This window comes from Streptomyces lucensis JCM 4490, from assembly GCF_014650035.1.
Taxonomy (GTDB): Bacteria; Actinomycetota; Actinomycetes; order Streptomycetales; family Streptomycetaceae; genus Streptomyces; species Streptomyces lucensis.
Genome location: NZ_BMUE01000003.1, coordinates 465966 through 488690 on the forward strand (window position 1 = coordinate 465966; position 22725 = coordinate 488690).

The 22725-nt window shown below is 72.6% G+C and carries 19 protein-coding genes; 9 read left to right on the forward strand and 10 right to left on the reverse strand.

Annotation, left to right across the window (positions count from 1 at the left end; all coding sequences use genetic code 11):
* Positions 1 to 6: 6 nt before the first annotated feature.
* Entirely contained in the window at positions 7 to 1617 is a 1611-nt protein-coding gene (locus IE177_RS10005) for a peptide-N4-asparagine amidase (protein ID WP_229815976.1), read from the reverse strand.
* A gap of 135 nt (positions 1618 to 1752) precedes the next feature.
* Between IE177_RS10005 and IE177_RS10010 the strand changes: the two genes are divergently transcribed.
* Positions 1753 to 3255, forward strand: coding sequence for a M1 family metallopeptidase (locus IE177_RS10010; RefSeq protein ID WP_229815977.1), 1503 nt, complete (start codon positions 1753 to 1755; stop codon positions 3253 to 3255).
* A gap of 158 nt (positions 3256 to 3413) precedes the next feature.
* Positions 3414 to 5432 carry an N-acetylmuramoyl-L-alanine amidase gene (locus tag IE177_RS10015; RefSeq protein WP_190014841.1) on the forward strand — a complete coding sequence of 673 codons (2019 nt, stop codon included), beginning with the start codon at positions 3414 to 3416 and terminating at the stop codon, positions 5430 to 5432.
* Between the two features lie 21 nt (positions 5433 to 5453).
* Here the strand turns inward: IE177_RS10015 and IE177_RS10020 are convergent, their stop codons facing one another.
* Complete coding sequence (locus tag IE177_RS10020; protein WP_373305058.1) at positions 5454 to 6203, reverse strand: L,D-transpeptidase family protein; 750 nt, start codon at positions 6201 to 6203, stop codon at positions 5454 to 5456.
* A 189-nt stretch (positions 6204 to 6392) separates the two neighbouring features.
* On the opposite strand from IE177_RS10020, the gene IE177_RS10025 reads away from it, so the two are divergent.
* The 4 genes from IE177_RS10025 to IE177_RS10040 all read left to right on the forward strand — a co-directional run bounded on the left by IE177_RS10025 (position 6393) and on the right by IE177_RS10040 (position 11074).
* Positions 6393 to 8216: an ABC transporter ATP-binding protein gene (locus tag IE177_RS10025; RefSeq protein ID WP_190014842.1), complete on the forward strand. Its 1824-nt coding sequence runs from the start codon at positions 6393 to 6395 to the stop codon at positions 8214 to 8216.
* Positions 8213 to 10030 (forward strand): ABC transporter ATP-binding protein, encoded by a 1818-nt coding sequence (locus tag IE177_RS10030; protein WP_190014843.1) that lies wholly within the window; start codon positions 8213 to 8215, stop codon positions 10028 to 10030. The genes IE177_RS10025 and IE177_RS10030 overlap by 4 nt, the downstream gene beginning before the upstream one ends.
* 264 nt (positions 10031 to 10294) lie before the next feature.
* Entirely contained in the window at positions 10295 to 10765 is a 471-nt protein-coding gene (locus tag IE177_RS10035; protein WP_190014844.1) for a DUF5709 domain-containing protein, read from the forward strand.
* Between the two features lie 42 nt (positions 10766 to 10807).
* Positions 10808 to 11074: a type B 50S ribosomal protein L31 gene (locus tag IE177_RS10040; protein WP_190014845.1), complete on the forward strand. Its 267-nt coding sequence runs from the start codon at positions 10808 to 10810 to the stop codon at positions 11072 to 11074.
* Between the two features lie 31 nt (positions 11075 to 11105).
* Here IE177_RS10040 and IE177_RS10045 read toward each other — a convergent pair whose 3' ends face one another.
* On the reverse strand, positions 11106 to 11900 hold the full coding sequence (locus tag IE177_RS10045; RefSeq protein WP_190014846.1) for a metal-dependent hydrolase: 795 nt from the start codon (positions 11898 to 11900) through the stop codon (positions 11106 to 11108).
* Positions 11901 to 12045: 145 nt separating this feature from the next.
* Here IE177_RS10045 and IE177_RS10050 point away from each other — a divergent pair, with 145 nt between their 5' ends.
* Both IE177_RS10050 and IE177_RS10055 read left to right on the forward strand, forming a co-directional pair.
* The gene (locus IE177_RS10050; RefSeq protein WP_190014847.1) at positions 12046 to 14559 is read left to right on the forward strand and encodes a DEAD/DEAH box helicase; all 2514 of its coding nucleotides are present in this window, start codon (positions 12046 to 12048) and stop codon (positions 14557 to 14559) included.
* Between the two features lie 19 nt (positions 14560 to 14578).
* A complete protein-coding gene (locus IE177_RS10055) occupies positions 14579 to 15445 on the forward strand; it encodes an acyl-CoA thioesterase (protein ID WP_190014848.1) in 867 nt (288 codons plus the stop codon).
* Positions 15446 to 15475: 30 nt separating this feature from the next.
* On the opposite strand, the gene IE177_RS10060 is transcribed toward IE177_RS10055, so the two are convergent.
* Together IE177_RS10060 and IE177_RS10065 are read right to left on the reverse strand one after the other, a co-directional pair.
* Positions 15476 to 16531: a DUF6397 family protein gene (locus tag IE177_RS10060; protein ID WP_229815978.1), complete on the reverse strand. Its 1056-nt coding sequence runs from the start codon at positions 16529 to 16531 to the stop codon at positions 15476 to 15478.
* Positions 16532 to 16656: 125 nt separating this feature from the next.
* The gene (locus IE177_RS10065) at positions 16657 to 17070 is read right to left on the reverse strand and encodes a roadblock/LC7 domain-containing protein (protein ID WP_190014849.1); all 414 of its coding nucleotides are present in this window, start codon (positions 17068 to 17070) and stop codon (positions 16657 to 16659) included.
* A gap of 91 nt (positions 17071 to 17161) precedes the next feature.
* Here IE177_RS10065 and IE177_RS10070 point away from each other — a divergent pair, with 91 nt between their 5' ends.
* Positions 17162 to 17611: a PPOX class F420-dependent oxidoreductase gene (locus IE177_RS10070; RefSeq protein ID WP_190014850.1), complete on the forward strand. Its 450-nt coding sequence runs from the start codon at positions 17162 to 17164 to the stop codon at positions 17609 to 17611.
* Between the two features lie 8 nt (positions 17612 to 17619).
* On the opposite strand, the gene IE177_RS10075 is transcribed toward IE177_RS10070, so the two are convergent.
* The 5 genes from IE177_RS10075 to IE177_RS10095 all read right to left on the reverse strand — a co-directional run bounded on the left by IE177_RS10075 (position 17620) and on the right by IE177_RS10095 (position 22711).
* Positions 17620 to 18222, reverse strand: coding sequence for a GTP-binding protein (locus IE177_RS10075; RefSeq protein ID WP_190014851.1), 603 nt, complete (start codon positions 18220 to 18222; stop codon positions 17620 to 17622).
* Between the two features lie 108 nt (positions 18223 to 18330).
* Positions 18331 to 18741, reverse strand: a complete 411-nt coding sequence (locus IE177_RS10080; RefSeq protein ID WP_190014852.1) for a DUF742 domain-containing protein — start codon at positions 18739 to 18741, stop codon at positions 18331 to 18333.
* Positions 18742 to 18760: 19 nt separating this feature from the next.
* On the reverse strand, positions 18761 to 19198 hold the full coding sequence (locus IE177_RS10085) for a roadblock/LC7 domain-containing protein (protein WP_190014853.1): 438 nt from the start codon (positions 19196 to 19198) through the stop codon (positions 18761 to 18763).
* Positions 19195 to 21888, reverse strand: coding sequence for a sensor histidine kinase (locus IE177_RS10090; RefSeq protein ID WP_190014854.1), 2694 nt, complete (start codon positions 21886 to 21888; stop codon positions 19195 to 19197). Before IE177_RS10090 ends, IE177_RS10085 begins: the two co-directional genes overlap by 4 nt.
* 49 nt (positions 21889 to 21937) lie before the next feature.
* On the reverse strand, positions 21938 to 22711 hold the full coding sequence (locus tag IE177_RS10095) for an MHYT domain-containing protein (protein WP_190014855.1): 774 nt from the start codon (positions 22709 to 22711) through the stop codon (positions 21938 to 21940).
* Between the last annotated feature and the right edge of the window lie 14 nt (positions 22712 to 22725).

The following is a 22725-nucleotide window of genomic DNA, read 5'->3' on the forward strand; positions in this document are numbered from 1 at the left end:
GGTGCGTCAGCAGCGGCTCCGGTCCTCCGTCAGGACGCCCTGCACGGTGGTCAGCGAACGGTCGTAGCAGCCGACGGAGCCGTACAGCCGGTAGCGTTCGGTCGACGTGCCCACCGCGTGCCGCTGGTCGCGCGGGACGTCGATCGCGTATCCGGCGTCGCCGTCGTAGGTGTCGTCGAGCCGCGCCCACGTGGTCCGCCGTCCGTCCCGCAGCTCCGTGACCGAGGCCCGGTCGCGGAGGGTCAGCGCGGTGCGCAGCCGGTTGTCCGGGCCGATGGTCGTGGCGCCGTTCATGGTGTACGTCCGGCGCGTGTGCGTCGTGCGCGCGGGGCCGTGTCCGTCGACGGTGACCGTCTCGTCGTCGCTCCAGGTCGCGTCGAGGCCGTCCATGGCCTCCCCGCCGGTCCAGCGGTGCGCGGAGGTGTTGGCGAGCGTCCGGGTGACGGTGGTGGTCACACGGCCGTGCGAGGTGTCGAGGTGACCGGAGACGGTCAGCCGGTGCCGGGCCTCGGTGCCGACGCGGTTGAGCGGACCGGGCGTGTAGGTGGAGGAGTTGGTGATGTCCGTCGCCGTGGCACCCGTGAGCGCCCCGGTGACGTGGGCGCGGTGGGCGTCCCGCCAGACCAGCACGTTCACGGGCGTGCTCCACCCCGGCCGTCCCGCGGGCACACCCACGACCGAGACCTCGACGCGGTGCGGGCGGCCGTCGTTGAGCAGGCCGGCGAAGGGGGTGAGGTCATAGGTGAGGGGTCGGACGTCGAAGGCGTGCGGGGCGGGGAGCACGTACCAGAGGAAGGGGTTGGACCAGCCGCCGGTCCACACGTTCGGATACGGTGCCGCGATTCCGGCGAGCCGGCCGTCGACCTTGATCTGCACCTCCCGGTAGGGGCCGTGGTCCGCCTTGCAGGAGTAGGACGCCGGGTCGGGCGCGGTCAGGTACCAGAACTCCTCGCAGCCACCGCCCGATCCGGTCGCGTACACCTCGGCGAGGACGCGCTCGCTGTTGCGCGGGGTGGTGAGGGTCGTGCCCTCGGGTGTGTCGGCGAGGGTGAGGACACGGTCGGGCGCGGGAGTCCCGGGGCGGCCCGCGTAGAAGGTCAGCGTGACGTGTACGTCGATGACCCCGGTGTAGGTGTCGTCCACGACGTTGCCGATGAGCATCTCGACGTCCTGTGCGCTGCGGAAGGTGTCGCTGTAGCGCGTGACGTCCTTCTCCACGTGCCACTCGATGCCGTCGGGCGAGGGCTCGGGGGTGGAGGTGCGCAGGATCTCGACCCCGCCGAGGTGGAGGTACCCGAGCCGGTCGTACTGACGGCCCTTCACCTCGCCGTCGAGGCGCAGGACGACCTTGCTCCAGTGGTCGCCGCAGCCCTTCGGTGGGGTGTACGCGCCCTGGTAGGGGGTGAAGTCGCGGAACTGCACGTCGGCGAGGGTGACCCGGCACGACCTGGTGTGCGGTCGTTCGACTGGCGGTTGCGCGGTCACCGGGTCGTGCCAGTCGGTGCCGAACTCGGCGGGGACGTCGGCCGCCTGGGCGACAGCCGTTCCGGTGCCGAAGAACGTGCTCACGAGGAGGGTCGCTCCGGCGAGCATGGACATGACGATCCGTCTACTCATGGTCGGTGTTCTACGGCGACCGGTCCCCCTGCCGCAATGATCAGACCGGCCGCATTGCCCCGTACGGGCGCACGAGCGGGAGACACTGCCACATCATTTATCTCTATAAGCACATAATACTGGCATAGTGCGATCATGAAGATCACGGCCATCGGGGCCCTCGCGCTGGCCATCGCGTCCGCGGTCACGGGCGCCGTGGTCCTCACCGGCGGGCTGCCGCACACGGCCCGCCGCTCACCCGCTCACGGTTCCGCGGTCTCGCAGGGCCCGGCCCCCTCCCCCGGCGCGCCCGGCATCGGCGACCCCCTGATGCCGCTCTCCGGCAACGGCGGCTACACGGTCCGCCGCTACACCCTCGACTTCGACTGGCAGGCACCGCGGACGCCCTTCGCCGCCGCTGCCACCGTCCGCGCCACCGCCACCCAGTCCCTGTCCCGCTTCGACCTCGACTTCGCCGGCAACACGCTGCGCACGGTCACGGTCGACGGCGCGCCGGCCACCGCCGTACGCGACGGCGACGAACTCGTCGTCACTCCCCCGAGGCCGATCCCGCGCGGCCGCGCGTTCACCGTGCACGTCACCTACACCGCCGACCCGACGCAGCGGCGCCACCGCGACGACGCCATCCAGGACTACGGCTGGATGCCGACCCCGGACGGCACCATGGTCTGCGCGCAGCCCGACGGCGCGAAAATGATCTTTCCGGCGAACGACCACCCGAGTCTGCGCGCACCGGTCACCTTCCGCATCACCACCCCCGACGGGGTGAGCGCCGTGGCCAACGGCCGGCTCGTGGGCACCGAACGGCGACCCGGCCGTCGCGTCAGGTGGACCTACGACTCCGAGGAGCCGATCGCGGGGCAACTCGTCCAGATGGCGATCGGCGAGTTCACGTTCGTCGAAGGCACCGGCCCGCACGGGCTGCCGCTCAGGGACGTGGTCCCGGACGGCCTGGTCGGCGGCACCGAGGCGTACCGATCGCTCACCGCGCAGCACCTCGCCTGGCTGGAACGGCGGCTCGGCCCCTACCCGTTCCGCCGTTACGGCGTGCTGGTCGGGGACACCGACCTGCCGGTGGCACTGGAGACGCAGTCACTGTCCGTAGTGCCGAGGGACGATCTGCTGGGCGACCGCGTCGACGCCGAACGCAATCTCGTCCATGAGCTGGCCCACCACTGGACGGGCGACAGCGTCGCCATCCGGCGCTGGTCCGACCTGTGGCTGAGCGAGGGTCACGCCCGCTTCTACGAGCGCCTGTACTCCGCCGAGCACGGCGGCCCGGACCTGGAGGAGACGATGCGGGCCGCGTACGAGCAGCACGACCAGTGGCGTCACGACGACGGGGCGCCCGCCGAGCCGACCGCGCCGACGCTGTTCAAGGTGATGCGCTACGACGGCTCCGCACTGGTGCTGTTCGCCCTGCGGGAGAAGGTCGGCGAGGAGACCTTCGGCCGGATCGAGCGGTCCTGGGTGACGCGCTACCGGGGCCGGGCGGCCGGCACCCCGGAGTTCGTCGCACTCGCCTCCCGGATCGCGGGCGAGGACCTGGCACCCTTCCTGACCCCCTGGCTGTACGGGCCGCACACCCCGCCCATGCCGGGTCACCCCGACTGGCAGGCCGATCCGGTCGAGGACTGAGCCGTACGCCGCCGACCGAGTGGCCTCTGCCCGGCCGCTCGGCCACCCCGGTGACGCTTGGCGCGACGTGGCGCGGCAGGCACGGAAACGTACCAGGGGTGGCGTGCAGGACAACTTCCCTGTCCTGGTGGTGACGAACATGTCTGGAGAACCGTGCAATGAGAAGACCGGCCGCCCCACGTGTTCCCAACGCCCTTCGCGGGTACCGCCGGACCGCCTGCGTCATCGCCTCGGCGGCGGTGCTGACGCCCTTGCTGCTCATCCAGGTGTCCGGCGACGACGGGGCCCAGGACCGGCGGCTGCAGGAAGCCTTCGAGGACGCCGCACGCGAGTACCACGTGCCGCGCAGTGTGGTGATGGGCGTGTCCTACGTGCAGTCGCGCTGGGACGCCCATCCCGGCGCGCCCAGCGTCGCCGGCGGGTACGGCCCGATGCACCTGGTGGACACCGCCCGGCTCCGGCCCCCGGCCGCGGCGGCGGGCCCGAGGGCACGGGCGGGCGCGGGCTCACCGCCCCCGGCGGGCGCGGGTGACACGCCCGCCACGGATGCGGCCGGCCCGGGCGGACATGCCGTGCAGCCGGCGGACCTCGAACGCGCCGCCCGTCTGATCGAGGTCCCGGCCGGACGCCTGCGGACGGACCCGGTCGCCAACGTACGCGGTGGCGCGGCGATCCTGGCGGCCACGCAACGACAGCTCGGCAAGCCCCTCAGCGACGACCCGGCGGACTGGTGGGAGACGGTGAAGCGCTACCCCGGCACCCGTGACCTCACGTCAGCCGTGACGTACGCGAACGACGTCTTCGCCGTCATCCGCAGGGGAGCGCACCGCACCACCGCAGAGGGACAGGACGTCCGTCTCTCCGCCAGCCCCGGCGTACGCCCCCACGTCGCCCGGTCGCAGGGACCCAAACGGCCCAAGGAGGTCGAGTGTCCCGCGGAGCTGTCCTGCGACTGGCTCAGCGCGCCGTACGAGGAGATCGACGACGAGGGCGGGTACGGCAACCACGACCTGGCCGACCGGCCGAGGGACCAGAAGATCGACTACATCGTCATCCACGACACCGAGGCGATCCTGCCGAACATGTTCAAGACGGTGCAGGATCCTACGGAGGCGTCGTGGCACTACTCGATCCGCTCCAGCGACGGTCACATCACCCAGCACATCAGGACCAAGGACGAAGCCTGGCACTCGGGCAGCCAGTTCCTGAACGCCCGCTCCATCGGCATCGAGCACGAGGGGTTCCTGACCCAGCCCGGCACCTGGTTCACGGAGCAGATGTACCGGTCATCGGCCCGCCTGGTGCGCTACCTGGCCGACAAGTACGACATCCCCCTCGACCGGCAGCACATCTTCGGTCATGACAACGTGCCGGCGCCGACCGCCGACAGCATTCCCGACATGCACGACGACCCCGGCCCCTTCTGGGACTGGCGGCACTACTTCGACCTCCTGGGCGCGCCCCTGCGTGCCACCGCCGGACCGGACAGCGCCATGGTGACGATCCTGCCGGACTACGCCACCCACGAACCGCGATTCACCGGGTGCCCCAAGAGCGGTGTGCCGTGTCCGCCGCACGGCTCCAGCGCCGTCCGTCTGCACACGGCGCCGAACGACGGCGCCCCGCTGATCCAGGACCCGGGCCGCAGGCCGGACGGCGACGACTCCACGGAGGACGTCAACGACCTGGGCTCCCGTGTCTCCGCCGGCCAGACCTTCGCCGTCGCCGGGCGCAGTGGCGAGTGGACGGCGATCTGGTACCAGGGCAACAAGGCGTGGTTCAGGAACCCGGCCAAGCACCCGACGGCCGTCGGCGCGGCCGGCCGGATGGTGACGCCGAAGGACGGCCTGGACGAGGTCCCGGTGTACGGACGCGCCCTCCCGGAGGAGGACGCCTACCCCGAGGACGTGGAGGAGCAGCCCGAGTCGCCGCTTCCCTACCGCCTCGCGGCCGGCCAGCGGTACGTCACGCAGGCCCGCGTCGAGAGTTCCTACGTCCCCCGGGGATCCTTCGTCGCCTCCCCCCACCCGGTGGTGAAGGGTCATCAGGGTTACTACGAGATCCAGTTCGGCCACCGGCTCGCCTACGTCCGGGCGAGTGACGTGGACGTGGTGGGCGACACCCCCGCCGCGGCGGGACCGCCGAAGACGCCCAAGGACCGTCCGGCCGGCCGCTGACACCGCGGCGCAGCACGCCGGCTAGGCGGACAGGTCCGCCCGGTCTCCCATCACCACGACCGGGTGGTCCGCCGGGTCGAGAGTGCGCAGCAGGTACCGCATGGCGTTCTTCGGGACGCTGACGCAGGCCGAGGTGCCGCTCTTGTGGTCCATGTGCAGCCAGATGCTGCCGCCCTTGGCCTGGCCCTGGGGGCGGGTGGCGTTGCCCGGCGGGGTGCCGGGGACGCGGTTGTAGTCGATGGCGATGATGTAGTCGAAGTCGTGCTGGTGATCCGCGTCCCACTCGGCCGGTGGGGTGTAGGCGGCCTCGTTGTGGTCGTACGGCAGCTTGGCCCCCGGATCGGGGAGCACCCCGCCCGCGTCGGAGAGGGTGAACACGCCCACGGGGCTGCGTTTGTCGCCCTCGTGGTGGTCGGTGGTCCAGCCCTTGCGCCCGTTGTGGGCGGCCCAGCTGCGCACCGGATGCCACGCGTCACCTCGCCGGGTGTACAGCACCACCGTGGAGTCGGCCGAGTTCCTGCCCTTGCCGTAGACGGCCACCACCTGGCGGGAGCCGGCGGGTATCCGGCGCTGGAGGCGGTCGCCGACGCCCGGGATCCGGGTCGGGTCGGCCGTGGGCGTCGGGGACGCCGTCCGGCCCTGCCCGCCGCGGCCGCCGGATCCGGGCGCGCCGTCGCTGCGAGCATGTCCGCCGCAGGCGGTGAGGGTCGCGAAGAGGGTTCCGAGGGCCGCCACCGCGACCGTTGCACGCCGCACGCTGTTGATATGCACCGGTCCATGGTGACATCGCACGCCCGTGGGCTGTGACGGGCCCCCTGTCCGGAAGCCGGCGCACCCCGTGGCCCGCCGGAGAAAATGGTTTGAAATCCACGACTGTCCGACGCGAACCTTTCACGGCTTGTCACCGCTCATCCCTGAGTGCCGCTTTCTCCTTCCCCTGACACGAGCCACTGGGGCGTCATGCAGATTCAAGACCTTCCGTATTCCGATCCGGGCGTCCCCGACGCGCGTTCGGGTCCACGCCTGCTGTGGTGGCTGTGGCGCAACCAGGCGGGCGGACAGCTCAAGGCGCTCGTCTGGGGCCTGCTGCACTTCGTCTCCGTCGCGGCCCTGCCCTTCTGCGTGGGACTGGCCGTCCAGGCGGTCGTCGACCGCTCCGGCACCCGGCTCGCCCTGACGGGTGGTCTGATGCTGCTGTGCGGGACGGGTGTCGCCGTCGGCGACACCTTCCTGCACCGGTCGGCCGTCACCAACTGGATCACCGCCGCCGCCCGCGTCCAGCAACTGCTCGCGCGCAAGGCCGTCCACCTGGGTTCGGCGCTGACGCGGCGGGTCGCGGCCGGCGAGGTGGTGGCCGTCTCCACCGGTGACGTGGAGAAGATCGGCTGGTTCGTGGAGGCGCTCTCCCGGTTCGGCGCGGCGGCGCTGACGGCCGTCGCGGTCTGTGCCGGCCTCGTCGTCTACCAGCCCGCGCTGGGTGTGCTCGTCGCCGTCGGACTGCCCGTGGTCGCGCTCGCGGCGCTGCCGCTGCTGCCCCGGGCGACCCGCCGCGCCGACGTGCAGCGCGAGAAGGCGGGCCGGGCCACCGAACTCGCGTCGGACACGGTCGCCGGGCTGCGCGTACTGCGCGGCATCGGTGGCGAGGAACTGTTCCTCGACCGCTACCGCCGGGCCTCGCAGGAGGTACGGCACGCCGCGGTGCGCAGCGCCCGGATGTGGTCGCTGATCGCCGTCCTTCAGGTGCTGCTGCCCGGGCTGCTGCTGATCACGGTCGTCTGGCACGGCATCGGCCTGGCCCGCCAGGGACGGATCACGGTCGGCGAACTCGTGACCGTCTACAGCGCGGTCATGATCCTCCACTATCCGCTGCAGCACTTCCAGGAGATCGCCATGGCGTACTCCTTCTCGCGCCCCTCGGCCAAACGGGCCGCGCGCGTGCTCTCGCTGGAGCGGCCGACGGCCACCGGCGGCAGCCGGCCGGCCGAAGCGCCGGGCGGCGACCTGTACGACCCCGGTACCGGTCTGCTCGCCCCGGCCGGCCTGCTCACCGCCGTGGTCTGCGGAGACCCGGACGCGGCGGGCAGGCTCGCGGAGCGGCTGGGCGGCCATCCCGCCGAACCCGGCGGCTCGGTGCTGCTCGGCGGAGTGCCGCTGGACGAACTCCCGCTGGACAGCGCCCGGACCGCGGTCCTCGTACAGGACAAGGACCCGGTGCTGCTCTCCGGGACCCTGCGCGAACTGCTCGACGTGCCGGCCTCCGGTGCCGTACGGCCGGCGGACGCGCTGGCGGCGGCGCAGTGCCAGCACGTCCTGGACGCGCTCGTCCAGGGGTCGGTGGACGCCGCCGACCCGATGGACGCCCGCGTCACCGAGCGCGGCCGCTCCCTGTCCGGCGGCCAGCGCCAGCGGCTCGCGCTGGCGAGATCCCTGATCGCCGACCCCGAGGTGCTGGTGCTGGACGAACCGGCCTCCGCGGTCGACTCGCACACCGAGACACGGATCGCGGACGGGCTGCGCAGGCTGCGATCGGGGCGGACGACGGTGGTGTTCACCTCCTCTCCGCTCCTGCTGGACCGCGCCGACCGGGTCGCCCTGGTCCACGAGGGCGAGGTCCTGGCGACCGGGGTGCACCGCGAACTGCTCGCCTGCGAACCGCGGTACCGGGCCGTGGTGACACGGGAGCCCGAGGAGACGGAGGCGGCCGGCGCGGACGTGGGCCTGCCCGGCCAGGACGCCCTCGTGGGCGCTTCGACGGAACCGCGAGAGATCGAGGAGAGCGCATGATCGGCGTCACGCCACCGGCCTACGACCCGGCGGCCCCGACGGCCGCCACCACCCTGCCCGTCGCCGCGGCCACGACCGTGCGTGCCTACGTGGCCGAGCTCTTCCGCCGGCACCGCCGCGCCTTCCTGCTGCTGATCACCGTCAACGCGGTGGCGGTGCTGGCCTCCATGGCCGGCCCGTATCTGCTCGGCGGCCTGGTCGAGCGGGTGTCGGACGGAGCCCGGGACCTTCATCTCGGCGCCGCGGCGGGGCTGTTCGTGCTCGCGCTGGCCGTTCAGGCCGCGTTCGTCGGTCAGGTGCGGCTGCGCGGCGCGGTGCTCGGCGAGCGGATGCTGGCCGACCTGCGCGAGGACTTCCTCGTCCGGTCGGTCGGACTGCCGCCGGGCGTGCTGGAGCGGGCGGGCACCGGCGACCTGCTCTCCCGCATCACCACCGACGTCGACCGCCTGGCCAACGCCATGCGCGAGGCCGTGCCCCAGCTGGCCATCGGCGTCGTGTGGGCGCTGCTGCTGCTCGGCGGGCTCGTCGTGACGGCCCCGCCGCTGGCGGCCGCCGTCCTGCTCGCCGTGCCGGTGCTCGTGGCCGGGTGCCGGTGGTACTTCAAGCGCGCGCCCTCGGGCTACCGCTCCGAGGCCGCCGGGTACGCGGCCGTCGCGGCCGCGCTCGCCGAGACCGTGGACGCGGGCCGCACCGTCGAGGCGCACCGCCTCGGTGCCCGCCGCATCGCGCTGTCGGAGCGGCGGATCAAGGAGTGGACGGCCTGGGAACGCTACACCCTGTGGTTGCGGTCGGTGCTCTTCCCGGTGATCAACGCAGTGCACGTCCTGGTGCTCGGCTCGGTGCTGATGGTCGGCGGTGTGTTCGTCCTGCGGGGCTGGATCGGCGTGGGGCAGCTGACCACGGGCGCTCTCATCGCACAGATGCTCGTCGACCCGCTCAACCTGATCCTGCGCTGGTACGACGAGGTGCAGGTGGCCCAGGTGTCGCTGGCGCGCCTGGTGGGGGTGCGGGACGTGGAGCCGGAGGCCGGGGACGGGTCGGCGTCCCCGGCCGGGCGGGACGTGCGCGCCGACCGGGTGCGCTTCGGCTACCGCGAGGGCGTCGACGTGTTGCGGGAGGTCTCCCTGAAGGTCGCGCCGGGCACCCGGCTGGCCCTGGTGGGCCCGTCGGGCGCGGGCAAGTCCACCCTGGGCAGGCTGCTCGCCGGGATCTACGCGCCCCGGGACGGCCGGATCACCCTGGGCGGGGCCGAGCTGTCCCGGATGCCGGCCGAACGCGTCCGCTCGCACGTCGCGCTGGTCAATCAGGAACACCACGTGTTCGTGGGTTCCCTGCGCGACAACCTGCTGCTCGCGCTCCCCCGCTCCCGGCCCGGCTCCGGAGCGGACGCCCCCGTCGGCGGCCATGACGCCGAGCTGTGGGCGGCGCTGCGCGCGGTCGGCGCGGACGGATGGGCACGGGCGCTGGACGACGGTCTGGACACGGAGGTCGGCTCCGGCGGTCTCGCGCTGACCCCGGCGCAGGCCCAGCAGATCGCACTGGCCCGGCTGGTGCTGGCCGATCCGCACACGCTGGTCCTGGACGAGGCGACGTCCCTGCTGGACCCGCGCGCGGCCCGCCATCTGGAGCGCTCCCTGTCCCGCGTGCTGGACGGCCGCACCGTGGTGGCCATCGCCCACCGCCTGCACACCGCCCACGACGCCGACGTGATCGCCGTCGTGGAGAACGGCCGCATCAGCGAGCTGGGCAGTCACGACGAGCTGGTGGCGGCGGACGGAGCGTACGCGGCGCTGTGGCGGTCCTGGCACGGGTGAGGACGCGCCGCGGGACAGGCCGCCGGGGCCGGCGGCACGACAGGCGGGATCACGCCGCATGGACAGTGCCCGGCTCGGGCACCCGGCGGGCCGGGCCTCGTGCCGTTGCGCGGTCCCGAGCCGGAGTGGAAGTCTGGAGAACGGCACCGGTGCGGGAAATGTCCGGGAACCACATGGTTCGCGTCGCGTACCCGTGCCGGGCGTGCCGACGGCCCGTGGCCCGTTCCGGCGGCACGCCGCCGTCCTCACCACTTGGAGGTACTCGTGGACAGCCCCGACGGTTGGGGGGACGACGTCTACCAGCCCGATCCCTCGGAGATCGCGGAGGACTCGGGGGTGCTCGACGTCGAGGACACACTGGACTTCGACGGCGTGGCGGACCCCCTCGACCGCGGCTGGTCCCCTCCCGAGCGGCCTTGGGCGGTCGAGCACGACGGTGTGACGGCGGCCGAACGGCAGACGGGCGAGACCCTCGACCAGCGGCTCGCCGAGGAGCAGCCCGACCTCTCCCCGCCCGACGGCGACGGCATCGGTGACTGCGACGGCACCGACGGCGAGGTCCTCGACAACGAGGTCGGCAACCTGCGTTCCGGCCGCCTGGTGGCGCCCGACGAGGGAACGCACGAGGACGACGAGGCCGCCCTCGTAGCCACCGACGTCGGCATCGACGGCGCCGCCGCCTCCGCCGAGGAGGCCGCGATGCACATCGTCGACGAGGACTCCCTCCCCGGCTGACCCATCCGCCCCCGGCCCCGGGGCCCGGCACGAGGAGCCGCCATGCGGCAGGACGAGCATCCCGACTACCACCCGGTGGTTTTCCGTGACCGAGCCGCCGGCTACGCCTTCCTGACCCGGTCCACGGCACGAAGCGAACAGACCATCGAGTGGGACGACGGCCGGAGCTACCCGGTGATCGACGTGGAGATCTCCTCCGAGAGCCATCCCTTCTACACGGGCAGGGCCCGCGCGGTGGACACCGAGGGCCGCATCGCCCGCTTCGAGCGCCGGTACGGCGGCGGGGCGCAGCCGGGCGGGACGACCTGACGCGGACCGCTGCCCCGAACGGGCCGGAGGGTCAGATCACGTTGAGGGCGGCCGCGCAGCCCACTCCCCCGAGGAGCATGAAGGCGGGCATCAGCACCTTCAGCTCGACCCAGCTGCCCGCGCGGAACCGCAGTGCCTTCGGCGGTCCGATGGGGTACCAGCGCTTGCGGCCCACCGGGATCGGCCACAGGATCGGGCAGCCGGACACGGTCAGCGCGTCCCCGATGTCGTGGACCAGCGCACCCAGCACGATCGGCAGCCCCAGCCAGAGGTACTCCTGTCCGGGCGCGGTGAACAGCCAGTCCGCCCCGTTGCCCGGTTCGTCCAGCACCCCCGCGAGGATCCAGGCGCTGGTCGCCGCCAGCAGCCAGACCAGGACGTCGCTGCTGGAGCCGCGCGCCGCCCGCCACAGGAGGCCCTCGATCGCCAGCACCATGTGCACGAAGAGGATCGCCAGCACCGCCCAGCGGCCGCCCGTGATCGCCGCCGCGGACGAGCCGGCGCCGATCAGCACCGCCCACAGCCAGGTGTGCGTCAGCGTGCGGTGGCCTCCGGAGCGACGCGGGTCCCCCTGCTTCCTGGTCGACTTGTAGACGGCGTACGACAGCTTGTCGACGATCTCGCAGATCCAGCGGGAGACCGGCCCGAAGGCCCGGGAGATGGTGGCCGCCTTGTGGTCCAGGTCCGGGGCGAGGGCGGCGCCGGCACAGATCAGGGCCCCGCACAGGAGGACGGGCCAGGGCATCGGGTGCCCGGCCGCGGCGGCGGCCGCTCCTACGCCGAGCCAGGCCGCGGCCCCCGACAGTGAGTGTGCTGGTCCCATCATGACCGCTTCCCGCCCCATTCCTCGTGTGCCGCTGTCCAGTTGACCCGGTGCGCCGACGCCGCGCCGGCGACACAGCGTAACGGTCGTGATCTTCGCACCCGCAGCCGATTCCCCTCTGCGGGGGAAGGCCAGGCAAGATGGGTGCGTGACCCTCATCGATCAGCTGCCGCCGACCGCCGACCCCGACGCCCTGTACGAAGCCTTCGAGTCGTGGGCACAGGAGCGCGGTCTCACGCTCTACCCCCATCAGGAGGAGGCGCTGATCGAGGTGGTCTCCGGGGCGAACGTGATCGTCTCGACACCCACCGGCTCCGGAAAGAGCATGATCGCCGCGGGTGCGCACTTCGCCGCGCTGGCCAGGGACGAGGTCACCTTCTACACGGCCCCTATCAAGGCGCTGGTGTCGGAGAAGTTCTTCGAGCTGTGCAAGCTCTTCGGCACCGAGAACGTCGGCATGCTCACCGGTGACGCCTCCGTGAACGCCGACGCGCCCGTCATCTGCTGCACCGCCGAGGTGCTGGCCTCCATCGCGCTGCGCGACGGCAGGGACGCGGACGTCGGCCAGGTCGTCATGGACGAGTTCCACTTCTACGCGGAGGGCGACCGCGGCTGGGCCTGGCAGATCCCGCTGCTGGAACTCCCCCAGGCGCAGTTCATCCTCATGTCGGCCACTTTGGGCGACGTGTCCTTCTTCGAGAAGGACCTGACCCGCCGCACCGGCCGTCCCACCTCCGTGGTCCGCTCCGCGACCCGCCCGGTGCCGCTCTCCTACGAGTACCAGCTCACCCCGCTCACCGAGACGCTCACCGACCTGCTGACCAGCAAGCAGGCACCCGTCTACATCGTGCACTTCACGCAGGCGCAGGCCGTGGAGCGGGCGCAGGCGCTGATGAGCATCAACATGTGCACGCGCGAGGAGAAGGACCAGATCGCGGAGCTCATCGGCAACTTCCGCTTCACCACGAAGTTCGGCCGCAACCTCTCCCGTTACGTGCGGCACGGCATCGGCGTGCACCACGCCGGCATGCTGCCGAAGTACCGGCGCCTGGTGGAGAAGCTCGCCCAGGCGGGTCTGCTGAAGGTCATCTGCGGTACCGACACCCTCGGTGTGGGCGTCAACGTACCCATCCGGACGGTGCTGTTCACGGCACTGACCAAGTACGACGGCAGCCGTGTGCGCACGCTGCGCGCCCGGGAGTTCCACCAGATCGCGGGCCGCGCCGGCCGGGCGGGCTTCGACACGGCGGGGCTGGTGGTGGCGCAGGCGCCCGAGCACGTCATCGAGAACGAGAAGGCCCTCGCCAAGGCCGGCGACGATCCCAAGAAGCGCCGCAAGGTGGTGCGCAAGAAGGCGCCGGAGGGCTTCGTCGGCTGGACGGACAACACCTTCCAGAAGCTGATCGAGTCGGAGCCGGAACCGCTGACCTCGCGGTTCCGGGTGACGCACACGATGCTGCTGTCGGTGATCGCCCGGCCGGGCAACGCCTTCGAGGCGATGCGCCATCTGCTGGAGGACAACCACGAGCCGCGCAAGCAGCAACTGCGGCACATCCGACGGGCGATCGCGATCTACCGTTCCCTGCTGGACGGCGGCATCGTGGAGAAGCTCGACCAGCCGGACGCCGAGGGCCGCATCGTACGGCTCACCGTGGACCTGCAGCAGGACTTCGCGCTCAACCAGCCGCTTTCCACGTTCGCGCTCGCCGCGTTCGAACTCCTCGACCCCGAGTCGCCTTCCTACGCCCTCGACATGGTGTCCGTCGTCGAGTCCACCCTCGACGACCCGCGGCAGATCCTCGTCGCCCAGCAGAACAAGGCACGGGGCGAGGCCGTGGCCGCCATGAAGGCGGACGGCGTGGAGTACGAGGAGCGCATGGAGCGCCTCCAGGACGTCACGTACCCGAAACCGCTCGAGGAACTGCTCTTCCACGCGTACAACACCTACCGCAAGAGCCACCCGTGGGTCGGCGACCACCCGCTGTCGCCGAAGTCGGTCATCCGGGACATGTACGAACGGGCGCTGTCCTTCACCGAGCTGGTCTCCTTCTACGAGCTGGCCCGTACCGAGGGCATCGTGCTGCGCTACCTCGCCAGCGCCTACAAGACCCTCGACCACACCATCCCCGACGATCTGAAGTCCGAGGACCTGCAGGACCTGATCGAGTGGCTCGGCGAGATGGTCCGCCAGGTGGACTCCAGCCTCCTCGACGAGTGGGAGCAGCTCGCCAACCCGGAGGAGATGACCGCCGAGGAGGCCCGGGAGAAGGCCGACGAGGTCAAGCCGGTCACCACCAACGCGCGCGCCTTCCGGGTGCTGGTCCGCAACGCCATGTTCCGCCGGGTGGAACTGGCGGCACTGGACCAGGTCGAGGAACTGGGCGGGATGGACGCCGAGTCCGGCTGGGACGCCGACGCCTGGGGCGAGGCGATGGACGGGTACTGGGACGAGTACGACGACCTGGGCACCGGGCCCGACGCCCGCGGCCCCAAGCTGCTGGTCATCAACGAGGAGCCCGAGAACGGTCTGTGGCGCGTCCGCCAGATCTTCGACGACCCGAACGGCGACCACGACTGGGGCATCAGCGCCGAGATCGACCTCGCGGCCTCGGACGCCGAGGGACGCGCCGTCGTCCGCGTCACCGGCGTCGGCCAGTTGTGAGCCGGAGGGAGACGCACCGATGACCAGCCCGGCCGAGAGCCTGGTCGACCTGCTCGACCTGGAGCAGATCGAGGTCAACATATTCCGTGGGCGAAGCCCGCAGGAGTCCCTGCAGCGCGTCTTCGGCGGGCAGGTGGCGGGCCAGGCGCTGGTCGCCGCCGGCCGCACGACGGACGGCGACCGTCCGGTGCACTCGCTGCACGCGTACTTCCTGCGCCCGGGCCGTCCCGGCGTGCCGATCGTGTACCAGGTGGAACGGGTCAGGGACGGGCGGGCTTTCACGACACGACGGGTCACCGCCGTGCAGCAGGGCCGCACGATCTTCAATCTGACCGCCTCCTTTCACAAGCCCGAGGAAGGACCGTTCGAGCACCAGCTGCCGCCCGCCCGCGAGGTGCCGGACCCGGAGTCGCTGCCGACGGTGACGGACGAGATCCGCAAGCATCTGGGCTCCCTGCCGGAGCAGTGGGAACGGATGGCGCGCCGTCAGCCCTTCGACATCCGCTACGTCGACCGGCTGCGCTGGAACGCCGAGGAGATCGAGGGCGCCCAGCCGCGCAGCGCCGTGTGGATGCGCGCGGTCGGACCGCTCGGCGACGACCCGCTGGTCCACACCTGCGCGCTGACCTACGCCAGTGACATGACTTTGCTGGACGCGGTCCGCATTCCGGTCGAGCCGCTGTGGGGCAGGCGGAACTTCGACATGGCCTCGCTGGACCACGCCATGTGGTTCCACCGGCCGTTCCGCGCGGACGAGTGGTTCCTGTACGACCAGGAGTCGCCGATCGCCACGGGCGGGCGCGGCCTGGCCCGCGGACGCATCTACGACCTGCGGGGGCGTCTGCTCGTCTCGGTCGTCCAGGAGGGCCTGTTCCGCCCTCTGTAGCGGTGGGGCGGAAGTGCCGCGCAGCTTTGGTCAGGCCCGCACGGGCCGCGGCTCTCTCCGCCGCAGCCAGCCGCGCAGACCTCGGGCCCGGCGGTGCGGGCCCTGTCCGGGGCGCCGGTCCCGCGCCGCGGACGGCGAGGGCGGTCGCACCGCCGGGCCGTCCCCGCACCGCTCGGATGCCCGGAGTGCGGGTTCTCCGCCCGGTTCGCAGGCCCGGGCCATGAGCTCCGGAGTTCGCGTGACCGTGCGTGCCATCGGCGCGACCGGACGTGCCGTCCGGCGCGCCCCCGGCCCGGCGCCGCGACCGGCAGGACGCCGGGCGGGCGGCAGGGCACGGGCCTCCTCGATCGCGCGGGTCAGCTCGCTGCGCAGCCATTCGATCTCGTCCGTGTCCTGTGCGGTCATCAGGCGCTCGGCGAGGTGGGCTGCGGGTGACCCGGGAACCCCGTGAGCGGGTGGCGCGGGCAGAGCACGGTTGAGGCAGGCTCGTTCGTTCGGGTCCCTGACGATGTCGGCGACCTCGACCGGTGCCAGGAAGGCGGCGACGGCTCCGGCCCGCGCCCACGGGTCGCCGGCCCGCCGGAGCAGGAAGCCGAGCCGGCGCCCGCGCCAGTTGCGGGCGCGCAGATCCACCCCCGCCTCCAGCAGGCCGCGCAGGGTCTCGGGTGTGCGCCCCTTGAGCAGTCGGGCGTTCTCGGCGTCCGATGTGAAGTCCCGCAGTTCCCGCGCCATGTAGAGCCAGACCACCGTGCGATAGCGGTTGAGGTGGAACGCGACGGGCGCGAGCAGGCCCAGGCGCGCGAGCCGGGTGAACCGGCCGGCCGGAATCCCCATGAGCGCCGCGCCCTGCGCGGTGCCCACGACCCGCACCTGTTCCTGCAGGGCTTCGGGAAAGCCGTCCTGCGCTCGGAGGCGGTCGATCTCCGCGCGCTCCACCCGCCTGCCCGCTCCTCCGCTCCCGCCGGGCACGGTCCGGATGCGGCCGAGCTGCACGGCGAGGTCGAACTCGTCCCGACTGAGGCCCAGTTCCCTGGCGGCACGGCCGAGGGCGCAGGTGGCGGGCGGACCGAAGGTGCTTGCCGGCATGGTCGTACTCCCCCGTGGAGTCGGTGGCTCACGCCCGGTGCGCTCGCCGTGCACACACCGTAGCCGGAAGGCCACATCCCGTGGCGAGCCTGTGGATAACTCCGCGAGAGCGGGTAAGCCGCGGATCAGAGTTCTGGGTCGGCCGTGCGCCCGGGGTGCCTCGCGTCGACTCCGAGGTGCTCGCCGACGCGGTTCACGAGCAGGGTCATCTCGTAGGCGATCTGGCCGATGTCGGCCTCCGCACCGCTGAGCACGCACAGACAGCTGCCGGTGCCGGCCGCGGTAACGAACAGCACGGCGTCGTCGTACTCGATCATCGTCTGGCGTACCCCGCCGGCCCGGAAGTGACGTCCCGAGCCCTTGGCCAGGCTGTGCAAGCCGGACGCCACGGCGGCCAGGTGTTCGGCGTCCTCGCGCCGCAGGCCCGTACTCGCCCCCGTGACCAGCCCGTCGTTCGACAGGACCAGCGCGTGCCGCACATGGTCCACCCGCTCGGTCAGGTCGTCCAGGAGCCACCCGAGTCCCTGGTTCTGCGCCATGTCTGTCTCCCCGTGCGACGTCTCCCCCTGGCTGGAGGAACTCCCCGCCAGCCTTCCCCACCACCGGCGTCCGGGCAAGGAGGATGGGCTCATGGCAGAGAAGATGACCGACGAGGAATGGCGGGCCTTCGACGAGGAATGGCGGGCCTTCGTCTCGGAGGGCACCCGCACCGGCAAGCTGTCCACCGTTCGCGCCGATGGCAGCCCCCATGTGGCCCCGATCTGGTTCCTGCTGGACGGGGACGACCTGGTCTTCAACACCGGCGCGGACACCGTGAAGGGGCGCAATCTGGCCCGTGACGGGCGGGCCTCGCTGTGCGTGGACGACGACCGGCCGCCGTTCCACTTCGTGGTGCTGAACGGTCGCGCCCGACTGTCGGAGGACCTGGACGAGGTCCGTCTGTGGGCCACCCGGATCGCCGCCCGGTACATGGGCGAGGACCGCGCCGAGGAGTACGGCGCCCGCAACGGCGTCCCGGGTGAGCTGGTCGTCCGCGTCCGCATCGGCAAAGTGGTGGCCGTCAAGGACCTGGCGGCCTGAGTGCCCGGTCAGCCGACCGTGTCCAGCAGCCGGGCGGTGTACATCCGCCCGGCGTACTCGACGAGCCGGATCAGCACCTCCTTGCCGGAGTCGCGGTCACGCGCGTCGCACAGGACCACCGGTGTGCCGTCGTCGAGGTCGAGGGCCCGCGAGACGTCGCCGGCGCCGTAGGCGCGGGCGCCCGTGAAGCAGTTGACGGCCACCACGAACGGGATGCGCCGGTGCTCGAAGTAGTCGACGGCGGGGAAGCAGTCCTCCAGGCGCCGGGTGTCCGCGAGGACCACGGCTCCCAGCGCGCCCTGCGACAACTCGTCCCACAGGAACCAGAAGCGGTCCTGTCCCGGTGTGCCGAAGAGGTACAGGGACAGGCCCGAGCGGATGGTGATGCGCCCGAAGTCCATGGCGACGGTCGTGGTGACCTTCCGGTCCACGCCGTCGGTGTCGTCCACCAGTCGTCCGGCTTCGCTGAGCAGTTCCTCGGTGCGCAGCGGCCGGATCTCGCTGACGGCCCCGACCAGGGTCGTCTTGCCGACCCCGAATCCGCCGGCGACCAGTATCTTCAGCGCCAGCGCGGAGGTGTCGCCGCCGGTGCCGGAGTACTCGGTGACCATGATCACTTCTCTCGTGAGGTCGGTTCGGCGACTCGCGCCCGGTCCGTTGCGCACCGCGTCCGCTCCGGGAAGCGGCGGGGTGCACGATGTGTGTGTCCGATCGTTCATCTACAGGGCCCGCAGTCCGTCGATGACCTCGCGCAGGATCCGTTCGTCGGGCAGGTGCGCCGGGGGCACGGGGCGGCTGACGGCCACGCAGCCGAGTTCCAGGAGGTCCCCGAGGAGCACCCGGACCACGCCGACGGGCAGGTCGGCTTCCGCGGCGAGTTCGGCGACGGACTGCGTCTCGGTGCGGCACAGCTCGACCAGGGTCCGGTGTTCGGGGCCGAACGCGGTGTCGTCGGGCTCCGGTCCGCCGGGGTCGAGGGTGACGAGCGCGATCAGGTCGAAGCGCACGCCGGTGGGGCCCGGCTGGGTGCGGCCGCCCGTCATGGCGTACGGGCGGACCAGGGGCCCGGCCTCGCCGTCGTACCACTGACTTCCCGGGCCCCGCGGACCGCCGGCCGGATTCTGGGTCATCGGTGCCGCCCTGCCCGGCTCATCCGGCGGAGGGTGGCTGTGCCGTGGCGCGCGGCGCCGTGCGGAGGTGCTCCCCGACCCGCTTGACGAGGCGCGCCATCTCGTAGGCGACGAGCCCGATGTCGGCGGTGACGGCGGTGAGCAGGGCGAGGCAGGAACCGTCACCGGCCGCGGCCACGAAGAGGAACGCGTCGTCCATCTCGACCATGGTCTGGCGCACGCCACCCGCCCCGAAGTGCCGTCCGGTGCCCTTGGCCAGGCTGTTGAAGCCGGAGGCGACGGCGGCGAGGTGTTCGGCGTCCTGCCGCACGAGGCCGGTGGAGGCGCCCACGGCCAGACCGTCGTTGGAGAGCACGACGGCGTGCCGGACCTCGCTCACCCGCATCACCAGGTCGTCGAGCAGCCAGTCCAGTTCGCCGGATCGCCGGCCGGCCCTCGTGTTCGGGTCCTGGATCATTCCGGGTCTCCTTCGCTGCTGTGACTGTCCGTTCCGTTTTCCGAGGCGGCGCCGCGGCCGGGACGCCTGCCACCACCGCGCACCCAGCCGTCGCGGTAGGCGGCCATGCGGTCCCGCACGACTTCGGGGGTGCGCGGGTCGTCCCCGGGGCGCGCGGAAGCCGGTGCCGGTTCCTCGGGGCGCTGGTGACGGAGCTGGGGGGCGAGGCTCGCCTGGCGCACTCGGCGCGGGAGGCCGCCGGAGGGTTCGGAGTCGCTGGGTGGGCGGTGCAGCCTCAAGGTGGCGACTCCGGGGGGCGGTGGTTCGTTCGCCGTGTTGTCAGGGGGGCCGAGGCCCGTGACGGTGCCGTGGGGATCGGGATGGGCCGGACTGTGGCGGGGGCCGGAATCGGTCGCGCCGCGCTGGGGGCCGGCATCGGTCCCGCCGCGCTGAGGGCCGGGATCGGCCGCGGCGCGGTACTGGACGGAGGCGGGGGCGGCGCGGTGATGACCGGGTTCCGCCGTCGGGCCGTGCGAGGCGGGTGCGGTGGCCGACAGGGCGGGACGGTCCGGCCGGGTGGCGACGGGCTCCGGCCGCGGGACGTCGCCGGGCACGCGCGCGTAGGCGCGTTCCTGCTCGGCACCGGTCTGCTCGCCACACCGGGAAGAACGTTCCGCCGGCCCGCTGTGCAGGAGGGCGGTGGGAACCAGGACGACGGCGGTGGTGCCTCCGTAGGGAGAGGCCCGCAGATGCACCCTGATCCCGTGCCGGGAGGCGAGCCTGCTGACCACGAACAGTCCGAGTCGGTCGCTGTCGAACAGGTCGAGGGCCTCGGACTGCTCGATGCGCCGGTTGGCTTCCGCGAGGGTTTCGGCGCCCATGCCGAGCCCCCGGTCCTCGATCTCCAGCGCGTACCCGTTGCCCACGGGTTCGCCGGTGACCCGCACGCCTGTGTGGGGCGGTGAGAACTGGGCGGCGTTCTCGACGAGTTCGGCGAGCAGGTGGGTGAGGTCGGCGACCACCGCGCCGTTGACGTGCGCCTCGGGGAGCCGGCGCACCTCCACGCGCGCGTAGTCCTCGATCTCGGACACGGCGGCGCGCACGATGTTGGTCAGGGACACCGGCACGCGCCAGGCCCGGCCGGGCGCCGCCCCGGAGAGGATGATGAGGCTCTCGGCGTGGCGGCGCATCCGGGTGGTCAGGTGGTCCAGGCGGAACAGGTCGCTCAGTTCGTCCGGGTCGTCCGAGCGCCGTTCCATGCTGTCCAGGAGGCTGAGCTGGCGGTGGACCAGTACCTGACTGCGGCGGGCCAGGTTGACGAAGACACCGGAGATGCCGTTGGCCAGTTCGGCCCGCTCCACGGCGGCGCTCAGGGCCGCGCGGTGCACGGTGGTGAGGGCTTCTCCCACCTGGCCGGTCTCGTCTTCGGCCGGTGGTCCCGCGGGCGCCTCGGCCTGCACGTCGATGTCCTCGCCCGCGCGCAGTCTCCGCATCGCCTCGGGAAGTTTGCGGCGGGCGATCTCCAGGGCGTCGTTGCGCAGGCTCACGAGTTCGACCACGAGAGCGCGTCCGATCCGGACGGAGATGACGAGGGAGGCGGCGACGGCGGCGAGGCCGAGGAGCACCGCGGCTCCCGCGGGGCTGAGCAGACCGCGGGCGACCGGGTCCGCGCGCCCCGCGACGGCACGTCCCGTGTCCGCCTCGACGCCGCGCATTCCGTCCCGCACGCTCGCGTGGGCGGCGCGCCAGCCGGACAGCGTGGCCGCGTCGAGCGGTGCGCCGCCGAGGATGTCGTCCTCGGCGGCGCCGAGAACCCTGTAGGAGCGGCCGGACGCCTGTTCGCGCCAGGCGGCGCGCTGCGCGGAGGGCAGGTCGGCGACGGCCGCGTCGGTGAGGGCACGGCGCGCGGCGACGGCGGAGCCGAACAGCCGCAGTCGCTTCCCCTCCAGGTCACCGGCGGTCGGCGTGCCACCGAGGACGGCGTCCTCCTGGGACAGCGCCTCGGCGGCACGGGAGAACTCGAGCAGCACGCGCGCGTCGGAACCGGCTTCGGCCTGCTGGACGCCGGCCAGGGCGCCGTCCACGGCGAACGCCGCCCCGATGGTCTTCGTGTACTGCGCGTAGACCTCCTTCCAGCCGGCCGTGTGTCCGAGCACGGCCGTCCGCAGGGTGTGAAGGCTCTCGGCGTCGGTGACGAAGGCCTGGAGCCGCCCGGAGACGGCGGGGGGAAGTTCCTGGCTGTCGGCGACCGTGCTGTCGTCGCCGAGCCGCAGCCTGGCCACGGCCCGGTCGGTGCGGGCCGCGAGGGCTTCGAGGCCGCCGCCGTCCGCTGCGTCCGTGGTACCGGTGCGGCGCATCGCTGCGCCGCGCTCGGCCTGCAGCGCGGCGACGGCCGCGGCCACCGGTGCGCGCAGTTCGGCGTCGACCCGCTGGGACTGGCGCAGCCGGGCGATGTCCTGGGCCGTGGTGACGGTGGCGTAGCCCCACAGGGCGAGCAGGGAGACGACGGGCACCATCAGGAGGCTGACCACCTTGGCGCGCACCGTCCGGGGGCGCAGGCGCCGGCGGCCGGGCCGCGCGCGTGCCGGGGCGGGCGGTGTGCCGGGCGAGCGGTTCGTGTCTTCCTGGGCGGGCGGCCCGGCATGCGCGCGGCGGCCGCGCGGGGGCGGTGCCGGGGAGACGGCTTCGACGGTCGTACGGGGTGGGCGCATGGCCTCCTCGCTTCGGACGTGTGTCGGGGCGCCCTGGGACGGGCTCCCGCTAGCGGGCGGCGCTTTCGACGGGCCGCTGGGCGGAGGCGGACGCCTCGCGCTCGTCGGCCGTGGGCGAGAGGGCGACGAAGGCCGACGTGATGAACAGGTAGGACCCGAGGCCCACGGCGAGGGGGAAGATGAACTGCATCGCCGTGGCCCCGGGCAGCGTCTCGCCGGAGGGGTCGACCCGCACCCTCACCGCGAACATGCCGGTGTAGTGCATGCTGGTGACGGCCGCGCCCATGACGAGGGAGGCGACGGTCACCGCGAGTGGTGACTTGATGTTGAGTCCGGCCCACAGGGCGGCCGTCGCGGCCACCACGGCGATCAGCACGGAGAGGCCGACGAGGACGGGGTCGTACCGGACGTCGCCGTGCAGACGGACCGCCGCCATGCCCAGGTAGTGCATGCTGGCGACGCCGAGCCCGGTGGCGAGTCCGCCGAGGAGGAGCGCCCGGTTGCGGTCCCGGCTGTGGGCGACGGCGAAGACGCCGGCGCAGACGACGCCCATCGCGACGAGAAGGCTGAGGATGGTCAGTGGCACGTCGTAGCGGATGTCGGTGCCGCTGACGCGGAATCCGAGCATGGCCATGAAGTGCATGGTCCAGATGCCCGTCCCGATCGCGGAGGCGGCGGTGACGAGCCAGTTGCGGCGCGAGCGGCCGGTGGCGGCGAGCGCGCGGACGGTGCAGCGCAGTCCCAGTGCGGCGCCGATGCAGGCCATCACGTACGCCAGCACGGGGGTCAGCCAGCCGAAGGCGGCGTGGTCCAGGTGTCCCATGGCCCCGGGACGCT

Bases quoted from the DNA above. Each gene is read 5' to 3' on its own strand.
- IE177_RS10005 (WP_229815976.1), bottom strand. From the start codon at position 1,617: ATGAGTAGACGGATCGTCATGTCCATGCTCGCCGGAGCGACCCTCCTC.
- IE177_RS10010 (WP_229815977.1), top strand. From the start codon at position 1,753: ATGAAGATCACGGCCATCGGGGCCCTCGCGCTGGCCATCGCGTCCGCG.
- IE177_RS10015 (WP_190014841.1), top strand. From the start codon at position 3,414: ATGAGAAGACCGGCCGCCCCACGTGTTCCCAACGCCCTTCGCGGGTAC.
- IE177_RS10025 (WP_190014842.1), top strand. From the start codon at position 6,393: ATGCAGATTCAAGACCTTCCGTATTCCGATCCGGGCGTCCCCGACGCG.
- IE177_RS10030 (WP_190014843.1), top strand. From the start codon at position 8,213: ATGATCGGCGTCACGCCACCGGCCTACGACCCGGCGGCCCCGACGGCC.
- IE177_RS10040 (WP_190014845.1), top strand. From the start codon at position 10,808: ATGCGGCAGGACGAGCATCCCGACTACCACCCGGTGGTTTTCCGTGAC.
- IE177_RS10045 (WP_190014846.1), bottom strand. From the start codon at position 11,900: ATGATGGGACCAGCACACTCACTGTCGGGGGCCGCGGCCTGGCTCGGC.
- IE177_RS10055 (WP_190014848.1), top strand. From the start codon at position 14,579: ATGACCAGCCCGGCCGAGAGCCTGGTCGACCTGCTCGACCTGGAGCAG.
- IE177_RS10060 (WP_229815978.1), bottom strand. From the start codon at position 16,531: ATGCCGGCAAGCACCTTCGGTCCGCCCGCCACCTGCGCCCTCGGCCGT.
- IE177_RS10065 (WP_190014849.1), bottom strand. From the start codon at position 17,070: ATGGCGCAGAACCAGGGACTCGGGTGGCTCCTGGACGACCTGACCGAG.
- IE177_RS10070 (WP_190014850.1), top strand. From the start codon at position 17,162: ATGGCAGAGAAGATGACCGACGAGGAATGGCGGGCCTTCGACGAGGAA.
- IE177_RS10075 (WP_190014851.1), bottom strand. From the start codon at position 18,222: ATGGTCACCGAGTACTCCGGCACCGGCGGCGACACCTCCGCGCTGGCG.
- IE177_RS10080 (WP_190014852.1), bottom strand. From the start codon at position 18,741: ATGACCCAGAATCCGGCCGGCGGTCCGCGGGGCCCGGGAAGTCAGTGG.
- IE177_RS10085 (WP_190014853.1), bottom strand. From the start codon at position 19,198: ATGATCCAGGACCCGAACACGAGGGCCGGCCGGCGATCCGGCGAACTG.
- IE177_RS10090 (WP_190014854.1), bottom strand. From the start codon at position 21,888: ATGCGCCCACCCCGTACGACCGTCGAAGCCGTCTCCCCGGCACCGCCC.
- IE177_RS10095 (WP_190014855.1), bottom strand. From the start codon at position 22,711: ATGGGACACCTGGACCACGCCGCCTTCGGCTGGCTGACCCCCGTGCTG.